The organism is Cnuibacter sp. UC19_7 (assembly GCF_042699995.1).
Taxonomy (GTDB): Bacteria; Actinomycetota; Actinomycetes; order Actinomycetales; family Microbacteriaceae; genus Cnuibacter.
In genome coordinates this window covers 1464441-1476939 of record NZ_CP170560.1, presented here as the reverse complement: position 1 = coordinate 1476939, position 12499 = coordinate 1464441, and the positions used below count along the sequence as shown (strand labels likewise).

At 69.9% G+C, this 12499-nt stretch carries 13 protein-coding genes, 1 tRNA gene and 1 riboswitch; of the genes, 9 read left to right on the top strand and 5 right to left on the bottom strand.

From position 1 onward, the window contains the following. Positions 1–54 precede the first annotated feature (54 nt). From ACFJGV_RS06910 to ACFJGV_RS06900, 3 genes are all read right to left on the bottom strand, one after another. Positions 55–1254 carry a pyridoxal phosphate-dependent aminotransferase gene (locus tag ACFJGV_RS06910; protein WP_378147859.1) on the bottom strand — a complete coding sequence of 400 codons (1200 nt, stop codon included), beginning with the start codon at positions 1252–1254 and terminating at the stop codon, positions 55–57. Between the two features lie 80 nt (positions 1255–1334). Further along, on the bottom strand, positions 1335–1967 hold the full coding sequence (locus tag ACFJGV_RS06905; protein ID WP_378147858.1) for a MarC family protein: 633 nt from the start codon (positions 1965–1967) through the stop codon (positions 1335–1337). Then, positions 1964–2998 carry an AI-2E family transporter gene (locus tag ACFJGV_RS06900; protein WP_378147857.1) on the bottom strand — a complete coding sequence of 345 codons (1035 nt, stop codon included), beginning with the start codon at positions 2996–2998 and terminating at the stop codon, positions 1964–1966. Before ACFJGV_RS06900 ends, ACFJGV_RS06905 begins: the two co-directional genes overlap by 4 nt. A 151-nt stretch (positions 2999–3149) precedes the next feature. Between ACFJGV_RS06900 and ACFJGV_RS06895 the strand changes: the two genes are divergently transcribed. From ACFJGV_RS06895 to ACFJGV_RS06870, 6 genes are all read left to right on the top strand, one after another. Next, positions 3150–3222 (top strand) — tRNA-Trp (locus ACFJGV_RS06895). 27 nt (positions 3223–3249) lie between these two features. Beyond that, positions 3250–3528: a preprotein translocase subunit SecE gene (gene secE / locus ACFJGV_RS06890; RefSeq protein ID WP_378147855.1), complete on the top strand. Its 279-nt coding sequence runs from the start codon at positions 3250–3252 to the stop codon at positions 3526–3528. A gap of 61 nt (positions 3529–3589) precedes the next feature. Continuing rightward, positions 3590–4432, top strand: coding sequence for a transcription termination/antitermination protein NusG (nusG, locus tag ACFJGV_RS06885; RefSeq protein ID WP_378147853.1), 843 nt, complete (start codon positions 3590–3592; stop codon positions 4430–4432). A 277-nt stretch (positions 4433–4709) separates the two neighbouring features. Then, positions 4710–5141, top strand: coding sequence for a 50S ribosomal protein L11 (gene rplK, locus ACFJGV_RS06880; RefSeq protein WP_085020356.1), 432 nt, complete (start codon positions 4710–4712; stop codon positions 5139–5141). 13 nt (positions 5142–5154) lie between these two features. After that, on the top strand, positions 5155–5844 hold the full coding sequence (rplA, locus tag ACFJGV_RS06875) for a 50S ribosomal protein L1 (RefSeq protein WP_085020355.1): 690 nt from the start codon (positions 5155–5157) through the stop codon (positions 5842–5844). 146 nt (positions 5845–5990) lie between these two features. Then, positions 5991–6896 (top strand): hypothetical protein, encoded by a 906-nt coding sequence (locus tag ACFJGV_RS06870; protein ID WP_378147850.1) that lies wholly within the window; start codon positions 5991–5993, stop codon positions 6894–6896. Positions 6897–7568: 672 nt separating this feature from the next. Here ACFJGV_RS06870 and ACFJGV_RS06865 read toward each other — a convergent pair. After that, a complete protein-coding gene (locus tag ACFJGV_RS06865; RefSeq protein ID WP_378147849.1) occupies positions 7569–8948 on the bottom strand; it encodes an L-serine ammonia-lyase in 1380 nt (459 codons plus the stop codon). A gap of 41 nt (positions 8949–8989) precedes the next feature. Beyond that, positions 8990–9092, bottom strand: a riboswitch (glycine riboswitch). A 156-nt stretch (positions 9093–9248) separates the two neighbouring features. Here ACFJGV_RS06865 and ACFJGV_RS06860 point away from each other — a divergent pair. After that, positions 9249–9785: a GNAT family N-acetyltransferase gene (locus ACFJGV_RS06860; RefSeq protein ID WP_378147847.1), complete on the top strand. Its 537-nt coding sequence runs from the start codon at positions 9249–9251 to the stop codon at positions 9783–9785. Between the two features lie 43 nt (positions 9786–9828). Here ACFJGV_RS06860 and ACFJGV_RS06855 read toward each other — a convergent pair whose 3' ends face one another. Continuing rightward, on the bottom strand, positions 9829–10851 hold the full coding sequence (locus tag ACFJGV_RS06855; protein ID WP_378147845.1) for an NADP-dependent oxidoreductase: 1023 nt from the start codon (positions 10849–10851) through the stop codon (positions 9829–9831). A gap of 138 nt (positions 10852–10989) precedes the next feature. Between ACFJGV_RS06855 and ACFJGV_RS06850 the strand changes: the two genes are divergently transcribed. Then, a complete protein-coding gene (locus ACFJGV_RS06850) occupies positions 10990–11715 on the top strand; it encodes a DUF998 domain-containing protein (protein ID WP_378147843.1) in 726 nt (241 codons plus the stop codon). A 79-nt stretch (positions 11716–11794) separates the two neighbouring features. Continuing rightward, entirely contained in the window at positions 11795–12436 is a 642-nt protein-coding gene (locus tag ACFJGV_RS06845) for a YqaJ viral recombinase family protein (protein ID WP_378148654.1), read from the top strand. Positions 12437–12499: the final 63 nt, after the last annotated feature.

Sequence of the window (12499 nt, the reverse complement as noted above, 5' to 3'; positions counted from 1 at the left end):
TAGCGGAATACTACGCGAGAGAGACCCTTCGGTGAAGGATCCTCAGGAGACGGATCAGCCGAACAGCGTCTGCAGTCGAGCGATCCCGGTGGCGAGGTTCTCGTCGCTCAGCGCGTACGAGAACCGCAGGAACCCGCTCGGCCCGAACGCCTCGCCGGGCACCGCCGCGACCTCCGCCTGCTCGAGGATGAGGTCGGCCAGCTCGAGCGACGTCGTCGGCGTGACGCCGCCCCAGGTGCGGCCGAGCAGACCCGACACATCCGGATACACGTAGAACGCGCCCTGCGGGGTGGGGGTGACGACCCCATCGATCGCGTTGAGACCGGCGACGATCTCGTCACGTCGGCGCGCGTAGGTCTGGCGCATGGTCTCGACCGTGTCCTGTGAGCCGGTCAGCGCGGCGATCGCCGCCCGCTGCGACACGTTCGACACGTTCGACGACAGGTGCGACTGCAGGTTCGCGGCGCCTTTGATCGCGTCGGCGGGGCCGACCATCCAGCCCACCCGCCATCCGGTCATGGCGTAGGTCTTCGCGACGCCGTTCACCAGGATGGTGCGGTCGGCGAGCGCCGGGACGGCCTCGACGATCGACACCGCGCGGACGCCGTCGTAGACCAGGTTCTGGTAGATCTCGTCGGTGATGACCCAGAGTCCGTGCTCCTCGGCCCAGGCGCCGATCTCCGCGGTCTGCTCGGGGGAGTAGACGGCGCCGGTCGGGTTCGAGGGCGAGACGAAGAGCAGCACCTTCGTGCGCTCGGTCCGGGCGGCCTCGAGCTGCTCGACCGTGACCAGGTAGTCCTGGTCGGCGCCGGCGAACACGTCGACGGGCACACCGCCGGCGAGGCGGATGGCCTCGGGGTACGTGGTCCAGTAAGGGGTGGGCACGAGCACCTCGTCGCCCGGGTCGAGCAACGTCGCGAACGACTGGTACACCGCCTGCTTGCCGCCGTTCGTGACGATGATCTGGGCGGGGGAGACCTCGAGCCCCGAGTCGCGCAGCGTCTTGGCGGCGATGGCCTCCCGCAGCTCGGGCAGGCCGGCGGCGGGGGTGTAGCGGTGGTTGCGCGGATCGCGCACGGCCTCCGCTGCGGCCTCCACGATGTGCGGAGGGGTGGGGAAGTCGGGCTCGCCCGCCGCGAAGCTGATCACGGGGCGGCCGGCGGCCTGCAGCGACTTCGCCTTCGCGTCGACCTTGAGGGTCGCCGATTCGGCGATGGAGGCGATGCGGCGGGAGATCCTGGAGTGCTCGGTCACGCCTCCAGCCTAGCGAGCGGACCCTGTGCCTCGACGAGAGGCGCACGGCGAAGCGAGCGAGGGTGCGGGCGCGGCCCCGATCAGGATGCCGCGGGCGTCCCCGTGAGCACGGGGAACGCGTCGCCGAGCGCGGAGAGGATCGACTGGATCGCGATGGAGAGCAGCAGCAGCCCGAACACCCGGGTGACGATGCTCATCGCGGTCGGCTTCACGACCTTCGTCACCTCGGGTGAGAAGTAGAGCACCACGGCGATCCCGAGCGACACCACGAGGATCATGACGACCCCCATCAGCAGGTCGACGATGCTCGAGTACGACTCCGAGAACGTGATGATGAGGCTGATCGCCCCGGGCCCGGCGATGATCGGAATAGCGAGGGGCACGACGACGGGCGAGGACGACGCATCCGTCGTGACGATGTTCTGCTTCGCGGTGAGCATCGCCCATCCGATGCTCGCCACCAGCAGGTTGCCCGCGATGCGGAACGACGTGATGTCGATGCCGAACGCCTGCAGGATGTACTTCCCGGCGAACAGCGACACCACGAGCACCGCGAACACCGCGACGCCGACCCAGATGCCGATGCGCCGCTGCCTCTGAGCGGGCAGCTCCTTGGTGAGGTTGAGGAAGATCGGCAGGCTGCCGATCGGGTTCGTGATGGTGAGCAGCGCGACGCCGCTGGCGACGAGGGCGGGCGTGGAGATGTCGGTCACAGCTGCTGCTGCCTCGGGACGACGACCTGCTTCACGATGATGAGCACCGACGCCACCACGGGCACGGCGATGAGGGCGCCGAGCACTCCCAGGAGCGTCCCGCCCACGAGCGCGCCGATCACGACCAGGATGCCCGGCACGTCCACCGCCTTGCTCATGATCCGCGGGCTGAACACGTACGCCTCGACCTGCATGTACACGAGGAAGTAGATCCCGATCCCGATCGCCGCCGCCGGGCTCACCGTCAATGCCACCAGCGTGACGATGACCGCGCTGATCACGGTGCCGATGAGCGGGATGAGCGCGAGCAGGAACGCCATCACCGCCAAGGCGCCCGCGTAGGGGACCCCGGCGATGAGCATCGCGATGAACCCGAACACGCCGTTCGTGCCGGCCAGGATCACCTGCCCGCTCACGTACTTGCCGATCGAGCGGACGATCTGCTCGGAGATCGACTCGACCCCCTCGCGCCGCGAGGCGGGCACGAGCACGTACATGCTGCGCTTGACCTGGTCGAGCGAGCCGAGGAAGAACAGCGTGAGGATCACCACCAGCAGGCCTCCCGAGAGCCCGTTCAGGATGGCGATGCCCACCTTGAGCACCCCGCCGCTGATGGCGGCGATGTTGCTCGGGTCCGACAGGAAGCTCTCGAGGTTCGAGACGAGCGCCTTGGTGTCGACCGAGCCGCCTGTGATCCGTGTGAACCACTCCTGCTGCGTGATGGTCTGCGCGAACTGGGGGATGTTGGCCACCAGCTGGCTCGTCTGATCGACCACCGCGGGGAGGATCAGGAAGAACACCCCGACCGCGAAGGCGATGACGAGGACGAACGTGATGACGATGGCCCAGCCGCGCGGGATGCGCCTCCGCTCCAGCCAGCGGACCAGCGGATCGAGGCCCAGCGCGAGGAACAGCGACGCCAGGATGCAGATCATCACCGTCGACAGCTGCGTGAAGGCGAAGCCGAGCGCTATCGCGAGCAGTCCGCCGAGCGTGGCGACGAACCCGATCCGGAAGGGGTGACCGCGCATGGTGTGAGTCCCCCTCGCCTTCTTTGCGGTGTCCTGGGATGTGACCTACACTGTCTCACGGTGGTCGAATCCGCCAAGCTTTTCTATGCCCGTCGACAGGGCACGTCCTCTGCGAAGTGAGTGTAGCGAAGCCGTGTGATTCGCGATCCATAGGGCGGTGGCTCAAGTGGTAGAGCAGCGGTCTCCAAAACCGCAGGTTGCAGGTTCGAGTCCTGTCCGCCCTGCGCCGGCTTTGTGAAAGGTACGATCCCGTGGCACGAAAAGTGATCGACGAGCCCTCCGAGGACGTCGTCGAGAATGCGAAGAAGGACCGCGCCGCTCGGCGCAATCCGTTCGCGCGGATCGTGCTCTTCATCAAGCAGGTCTTCACCGAGCTCCGGAAGGTCGTCACGCCGACCCGGCGTGAGCTGATCAACTACTCGCTCGTCGTGCTGGTCTTCGTGGTCATCGTGATGGCCATCGTGGTCGGCCTCGACCAGCTGTTCGGATGGCTCGCAATCCTCGTCTTCGGAGACGCGAGCGGTTCATAGCGGCCCCGGGCTCACCGCCCGGTCGACGGACGCCGACACCCCAGAAGAAGGAATACATCCCGTGTCTGACCCCAAGCCCGACCAGGACGGCGCTCCCGCCGACCTCGACGCGCTGCTCGACGCGATCGACGCGCCCGCCGACCCCGAGGCCGACGCCGTCATCGACGAGGCGCTCACCATCGACGACTTCGATGAGGCCGCCGCCGTGCTCGACGTGATCGAGGATCCCGACGCAGACAAGGCGAACCAGCCCCTCGAGGCCGACGAGGCCGAGGCGGAGGTCGACCCCTACGACGCGTTCCGCAAGGAGCTCCGTGCGCTGCCGGGCAAGTGGTACGTCATCCACTCCTACGCCGGGTTCGAGAAGCGCGTGAAGTCGAACATCGAGAGCCGCAAGGTCTCGATGGGCATGGAGGACTTCATCTTCCAGGTCGAGGTCCCCATGGAGGACGTCGTCGAGATCAAGAACGGTCAGCGCAAGCTGGTCACCCGCGTGCGCATCCCGGGCTACGTGCTCGTGCGCATGTTCCTCAACGAGGACAGCTGGTCCGTCGTCCGCCACACGCCCGGCGTCACGGGCTTCGTGGGCAACGCCCATAACCCGACGCCGCTGCGGTTCGACGAGGCGTTCAACATGCTGAAGAGCCTGGTCGAGGTTCCCGACGCTCCCGTCGCCGCCAAGGGCGGAGCCGCGAAGGGCGGCAAGGCCGTGTCGCGGTCGCTGCCCGCCGAGGTCGACTTCGAGATCGGCGAGACCATCACCATCAAGGAGGGCTCGTTCGCGGGTCTGCCCGGTTCGATCAGCGAGATCAAGCCCGAGAGCGGCAAGCTCACCGTGCTCGTCTCCCTCTTCGAGCGCGAGACCCCCGTCGAGCTGAGCTTCGACCAGGTCACGAAGCTCTGAGCTCATTGCCGCGCCGCCGCCTCTGCGGCGCGGGTCGTCCGTGAGAAGGCACGACGCGGTCGCACCTTCTCTCGGCCACGGCTTGGCAAGGTACGTCACCGGCTCAGCCGGACCACCTCATTTCGGATGCGGGCCCCCACTTTCGGGTGCGGGGTCCGTTTCCATTTGGTAAGCTGTTGCGGTTGCCTTTCGGGCAACGTGTCCCACACACCGATTCAGGGATCAGCCCTGCGTCGGGAGCGCCGTCCATCCGGGCGGCTCGAAGAGAGAAGAGAACATGGCACCGAAGAAGAAGGTCACAGGTCTGATCAAGCTTCAGATCCAGGCCGGCGCCGCCAACCCCGCCCCGCCCATCGGCCCGGCGCTGGGTCAGCACGGCGTCAACATCATGGAGTTCTGCAAGGCGTACAACGCCGCGACCGAGTCGCAGCGCGGCAACGTCATCCCGGTCGAGATCACCGTCTACGAGGACCGTTCGTTCACGTTCATCCTCAAGACCCCGCCGGCCGCCGAGCTCATCAAGAAGGCTGCGGGCGTGCAGAAGGGGTCGTCGACCCCGCACACCGTGAAGGTCGCGAAGCTCACCCGTGAGCAGGTGCGCGCCATCGCCGAGCAGAAGCAGGTCGACCTCAACGCGAACGACATCGAGGCCGCAGAGAAGATCATCGCCGGAACTGCCCGCTCCATGGGCATCACGGTCGAGGCATAAGGAGGAGGCTGACATGGCACAGAAGTCGAAGGCCTACCGCGCCGCGGCCGAGAAGATCGAAGCCGGCAAGTACTACACGCCCACCGAGGCCGTCGAGCTCGCTCGCGAGACCGGCTCCAAGAAGTTCGACAGCACCGTCGAGGTCGCGCTGAAGCTCGGCGTCGACCCCCGCAAGGCTGACCAGATGGTGCGCGGCACCGTCATCCTGCCCCACGGCACCGGCAAGACCGCGCGCGTCATCGTGTTCGCGACCGGCCCGGCCGCTGAGGCCGCGATCGCCGCGGGCGCCGACGAGGTCGGTGGCGACGAGCTCATCGAGAAGGTCGCCGGCGGGTACACCTCGTTCGACGCCGCCGTCTCGACCCCCGAGCTCATGGGCAAGGTCGGCCGTCTCGGAAAGGTGCTGGGCCCCCGTGGTCTCATGCCCAACCCGAAGACCGGCACCGTCACCCCGAACGTCGCGAAGGCGGTCGAGGACATCAAGGGCGGCAAGATCGAGTTCCGCGTCGACAAGCACGCCAACGTCCACTTCGTGGTCGGCAAGGCGGGCTTCTCGCAGGAGCAGCTCGACGAGAACATGAAGGCCGCGCTGGAGGAGATCCTCCGTCAGAAGCCGAGCGCCGCGAAGGGCCGCTACATCCAGAAGGGCGCGGTCTCGACCACGTTCGGCCCGGGCATCCCGCTCGACGTCAACGCGATCTGACCCACGCGCTCTCGCGCCGAAAGGGCTCGACTCCTCCGGGAGCCGGGCCCTTTCCCGTTCCTGCACACGAGGCGCGTTGACGGTTCCTTTCCACGGATGCACTCAGCACGGCCCCGCGGACGCCTCCTGACGTCGACCATGGGCTCATGACCCGGTACCTCGCACTCCCGCGGCGGCTGGCGGGCCGGCCGTTCCGCGCCTCGACCTCGGGGCTGTCGCGCAGCCGGCTCCGCGCCTCCGACCTCGCGGCACCGCACCGCGACGTCCGAGTCTCGGCCGCGCTCGCCGACGACCTGCTGATGCGCTGCGTCGCGCTGTCGACGGTGCTCCCCGAGGGGGCGTACTTCAGCCACCGCACGGCGGCCCTCCTGTGGGGTCTGCCGATCGCTGACTCCGACGTCGATGATCTCCACGTGACGGTGCCCACACCTGTGCGCGCTCCGCGCATCCGCGGAGTGACCGGCCACCAGTCGCGCTCGATCGAGAGGATGCGGATGCCGCCGGGCGTCTGGGTCACGACGCCGGGGCGGACCATCTGCGATGTCGCGCCTGGTCTCGACCGGGTGCAGCTTGTGACCGTCATCGACCACCTGCTGCGCACGCGCACCGTCGCCGACCTGACGAGCGCGATCGCGGCTCACCCGCATCCGCAGGCGGCTCGGCTGCGCAGTGCGCTGGCAGAAGCGCGACCGGGCGTCGACTCGCCCCGCGAGACGGCGCTGCGGCTGGCGATCGTCGACGCCGGATTCCCCGAGCCGGTCGTCAACGGATACATCCAGTCGGGGGAGGGCTTCATCGTCGCCAAGGCCGACCTCTCCTATCCCGGGTACCGGGTGGCGCTCGAGTACGAGGGCGACCACCACCGCACCGACCGCCGTCAGTGGTTCCGCGACATCGCCCGCTACCGCGAGCTCGAGTCCCTCGGCTGGGTCGCCCTCCGCGTCACCGCGGCCGACCTCATCCCGAGCCCGCGCGTCATCCTCGAGCAGCTGGCCCTCCACCTGCGCCGCCGCGGCTGCCCGCTTCCCCGCCTCCGCCTCCCGCCCGCCTGACGCGCTCCGAAGCGCGTGGATCTGGCACTCGTGGTGGCCCGGGCGCGAGGGAGGTCGCGAGGAGTGTCACCTCCGCGCATCCGTGGGCGTGCTGGGCGGGGAGGGCCGGCTCGGGTGGTCTGCGCCTTCCTGGCCGGCGTCGGGTCGGATGCGCGTGGATGTGGCACTTGCGGTGACCGCGGCGTGCGAGACGTCGCGACGAGTGTCAGATCCGCATCCGTATCGCCGTCGGGTTGGGGCGGCTCCTGGCGGGCGCGGACGGGAGTGCAGCTGACCGACCACGGATGCCTCTGGATGTGACACTCGTGGTGGGCTCGGCGTGCGGGAGGTCACCGCTCATGCCAGATCCGCGCATCCGTGGGGCTCTCCGGCCGGAGCGGGCCGGGCTCGGGTGGTCTGCGCCTCCTGGCCGGGCGGCTGGGGGCGGATGCGCGTGAAAGTGACACTCGTGGTGGGCTCGGCGTGCGGGAGCTCGCGATGAGTGTCAGATTCGCGCGTCCCGGGCCCGCCCGAGCGGGCCGGCTTCTCATGGGCGCGGGCGAGAGGCCAGCGGAGCAGCCTCGGATGCCCGTGGATGTGACACTTGTGGTGACCCCAACCGCTCGGAAGTCACCACTACTGTCAGATCCGCGCCCACCGCGAGCCCGAGCGCGAGGCGAGCACGGGTGGGGGTCAGCACTCGACGACGTGGACGCCGACGGTGAGGGCGAGGCCGCCGCGGGCGGTCTCCTTGTACTTCGAGTGCATGTCGGCGCCGGTGAGGCGCATCGTCTCGATCACCTGGTCGAGCGAGACGTGGTGAGCGCCGTCGCCGCGCAGGGCCATGCGGGCGGCGTTGACCGCCTTGCCCGCCGAGATGGCGTTGCGCTCGATGCACGGGATCTGCACGAGCCCGCCGATGGGGTCGCACGTGAGGCCGAGGCTGTGCTCCATCGCGATCTCGGCGGCGTTCTCGACCTGCTCGGGCGTGCCGCCGAGCACGGCGGCGAGCCCCGCGGCCGCCATCGACGCGGCCGAGCCCACCTCGCCCTGGCAGCCCACCTCGGCCCCCGAGATCGAGGCGCACTCCTTGATGATCGACCCGATCGCCGCGGCGGTGAGCAGGAAGCGGACGGCGGCATCGTCTGGTGAGGCGAGTCCCTCGGGCGTGTAGTGCAGTGCGTAGTCGAGCACGGCGGGGATGATACCCGCGGCGCCGTTCGTGGGCGCGGTGACGACGCGGCCACCGGAGGCGTTCTCCTCGTTGACGGCGAGAGCGACGAGATCGACCCAGTCGAGGGCGAAGACCGGATCCCGGTCCGGATCCTCGGCCCGCAGCCGGTCGAACCACTCGGCGGCCCGCCGTCGCACCCGGAGCCCGCCCGGCAGCACACCGGACCGCGTCATGCCGCGCTCGGCCGAGCCGCGCATCGCGTCGCGGATGCCCAGCAGCCGCGCCCGCACCTCCTCCGCCGTCCGCCCACCGGCGACCTCGATGCCCATCATGACGCCGGCGATCCCGTCCAGCTCACCGGACGCGTGCTCGAGCAGTTCGACCGCCGACCGGAATCCCGCCCCACCAGCAGCGGTGCCCGCGAGGAGCGCAGTCCCCTCCTCGATCACGAAGCCACCTCCCACCGAGTAGTACGTGCGGGTGACGAGCAGCCGTCCGTCGGCATCGAGCGCCTCGAGCGTGAGCGCGTTCGGATGCGCGGGCAGCATCCGGTGCGTGAGCACGATGTCGTCCTCGGCGAGGTCGAGCGTCGGTCCCGCGGGCAGCTCGATCCGCCCGGATGCCCGCCAGCGGGCGACCCGCTCGTCCTTCTCATCGGGGTCGATCGTCTCGACGTCGTGCCCCTCGAGCCCGAGCGCCACCGCGGGGAGCGTGCCGTGGCCGCGCCCGGTGGCGGCGAGCGAGCCGAACAGTTCGACACGGATCCGCGCCGCGTGCGGCAGCAGCGCCTCCTCTGCGAGGAGGGCGGTGAAGCGAGCAGCGGCCCGCCAGGGCCCCACGGTGTGCGAGCTCGACGGTCCGATGCCGACCGAGAAGAGGTCGAAGGCGCTGATGGTCACGGAGGCTCCTTGATCGGGCCCGGGCCGGCCGGGCGTCGTCGCCTCCCCGCTCTGTCCTGTGACCTGAGAGTCCCGGAGCCCGGGGGGCTCCTTCCACCTTCGGTAAGCGCCGTGTGAACGTCGCTGTTCTCCAGAGTCGCCTCGCCGCCGCGGTGTGGGGCCTGAGAGATTCCCGGGGAGGGTTTGCTCCTACGGCACCTTCTCGCGAGAAGGATCTCCCGCGGCAGGTCGTCAGCGCCCTCAGCATACTCTTCACCTGCCGAGAGGAAGAGGTCTTCCGAGCGCCGCTAGGGTAGAGGCGTGGTCTCGGTCAGGCGTGCGGTGGCGAACGATTCGACGGCTCTGGCGGCGGTGGCGGCGGCCACCTTCCCGTTGGCCTGTCCGCCCGAATCCGACCCGGCCGACATCGCCGACTTCATCGCGGCGAACCTCACGGAGGAGCGCTTCGCCGAGTACCTCGCCGACTCGAGCCGCGTCATCATGATCGCGGAGGGCGAGCGAGCTCGCTCCGAGCTCGCGGGCTACACGATGCTCGTCGAGGGCGAGCCGTCGGATGCGGATGTCTCGTCGGCGCTCCGCCTGCGCCCCACGATCGAGCTGAGCAAGGTGTACCTGCGTGAGCAGTACCACGGTGCCGGGGTGGCGCGGGCCCTCGTCGATGCGACCATCGCCGCGGCCACCGACACGGCGGCGAAGGGCGTGTGGCTCGGCGTCAACGACCGGAACGCGCGTGCGGTGCGCTTCTACGAGAAGTCGGGCTTCGAGCGCGTGGGGCGGAAGACCTTCAGGCTCGGCGCGACGCTCGAGAGCGACTTCGTGATGGAGCGCCCCCTCTAGTCCGGCCCCCGGAGTCTGGTCCGTGCGTCCGAGCGCGGCCCCGCTACAGGGGCAGGCCGCCGATCTGCAGCACGACCTTCCCGCGGGTGTGGCCCGACTCGATGGCGCGGTGCGCCTCCGCCGCCCGGTCGAGCGGGAACACCTCGTCGACGTGCACCCGCACGTCGCCCGAGTCGAGCAGCCGGGCGATCACGGCGAGCGTCGACGCATCCGGGATGAACTTGTATGTCGACGATCGCACCCCGGCCGCCGCCGCGTCCGCGGCGAGCGTGTCCCAGCTGCCGGTGGGCGCGTTGACGAGCAGCCCTCCCGGACGGAGGACGGACAGCGATCGCGTGCCGGTCTCGTCGTGCACGTTCCCGATGAGGTCGATCACCACGTCGAGGCCCGACAGCATCTCGTCGAACCGCGTGCTGGTGTGGTCGATCACCTCGGCGGCGCCGAGTCCGCGGAGGAAGGAGAGATTGCGCGGCGAGCCGGTCGCGATGACGTGGGCGCCGAAGTACGCGGCGAACTGCACCGCGAAGTGCCCGACGCCTCCCGCACCCGCGTGCACGAGCATCCGCTGGCCCTCGTGCGCCTTGGCGACGTCGACCACCATGCCCCACGCGGTGAGCGCGGCGAGGGGAACCCCCGCCGCCTCGACGAGGGTCAGCGCCCGCGGCGCCTTCGTCACCTGCAGCGACGGCACCGACACGTACTCCGCGTAGGACCCCTGGCCGCGCGGCACCGACATCACGCCGAACACCTCGTCGCCGACGTTGAGCGGATGCGCGGCGTACGGCGTCTCGACCACCACCCCCGCGAAGTCGTAGCCGAGCACGTACGGATACCCCTCGATCGCGGCGGAGACCCCGCGGCCGGATCGCGTCTTCGCGTCGATCGGGTTCACCCCGGCGGCGGCGACGTGCACCAGCACCTCGGAGTTGATCCGCAGCGGGACGGGGACCTCGGCCACCTCGAGCACCTCCGCGTCGCCCGCGCACGGCATGACGGCGGCGCGCATGACGGAGGGGACGACGGGGGTCGGGGTGAGTGTTCCCGATGCGGTCCACTGGTCGAGCATGTGGTGCCTTTCTGGTCGAGCGGTGGCGCGATGGGGCTCGGGCGACCCGCGTCGCTGCGTTCAGGCCACCGTAACCGGCCAATGATTCGCCGGTGTTACACCGATGTCACTGCGGTGGAAACTCGATAGCCTGGCCCGATGACGCGCACGAGGCTCCGCACCGCGGCGCTCGTGATCGCGGCGGCGGCGGCGCTGACGGGGCTCGTGCTGATCTGGGCGGCCCGGCTGAGCGCCACGCGGTTCCTCTATGTCAGCGAGCTCGGCGCAGACGGCGAGCCCACCGCGGTCGTCTTCCGCTGGGCGATGACGCTGGTGGCGGCGTCAGCGGCGCTCATCGCCGTGTGGGCGGGGAGCATCCGGCCCGGGGTGCGCTGGCTGGCATCGATCGCGCCGCCCGTGGTGCTCGCGATCGCGGCGGTGAGCTTCGGCGTGGCGTCGCAGGTGACCTGCACCCGGTACTGCCCCATCCCGTACGGACCCGCGTTCACCTGGCAGGACTTCACGCACACCTCCTTCGCCGTCGTGGGGTTCGCCGCCGGCTGCTTCGTGATGCTGCAGGTCGCCGTCGACCGGACGCATCGTGCGCTCGCCCGCTTCTCGATCGCATCCGCGGTCGCGGTGGGGACGATCGCCGCGACCGGCGGACTCCTGTCGCTCGCGCGCTTCGCGGTGGAGCTCGGGGGCGTGCTCGAGCTCATCGCGACGACCATCGCGCTCCTCTGGCTGGTGGGTCTCGCCGTGCTCCTGGCGCGCGCGCCCGGACGGGAGGGCGCGCCGGCCCATGCCGGAGACCGGGACGTCGTGCCGCAGGCCCGCGTGGGCTCGGTCACCCGCCGCGACATCCCGCCGGCCGTCTTCGACTGACCGTCACTCCGACTCTCCGCGATCAGGGGCGCCCCTGTCACCGGCATCGGCGAGAATGTCTGGTGTGAACACGTCGCTGATGCTCTCCTTCCCCTGGGAGGAGGAGGCTGAGCCGACGATCACGACGCCCGACGTGCCCCCGCACCTCACGCGGCTGGTGGCGCGCAGCTCCGATCGTCGCGGCTGGCTCCGGGCCCGCGCTCGCGGCGTGACGGGCACCGACGTCGCCCGGCTGTCGAGCCGCGATGCCGTGAACTCGGTCGCGTACGAGAAGCTCAACGGCACGGGCTTCTCGGGCAACGTGTTCACCGAGCACGGCAGGGCGCGTGAGCCCGAGATCGCGGCCTGGGTGCTGCAGGAGCACGGCATCGCCGCCAGCGACGGGCTGTTCCACGCCGAGCGCGACGCGCGGCACCTCGCCACGCCCGACGGCATCCGGGTCGATCCGGATGGTGGCCTGTCGCTCTGCGAGATCAAGACGACGAGCAAGTCGTGGCGCAGCATCCCGCGCAGCTATCTCCGCCAGGTGTGGTGGCAGCAGTACGTCCTGGGCGCCGAGCGCACCCTCGTGGTGTGGGAGCAGCATGAGGCGTTCGTCCCGATCGGTGCGGCGCCGCTGTGCCGGTGGGTCGAACGCGACGAGTCGCAGATCGAGGTCCTGGTCCGCCGTGCCGACGAGCTGCTCGCCGCCATGCGCGAGACCTGGGTGCGCCGGCGCTGAGCCCCGCCACGAGAGCGCACGGCTGGCATTTGGCGCGCTCATAGGCTTCTCATAGCCGGGCGC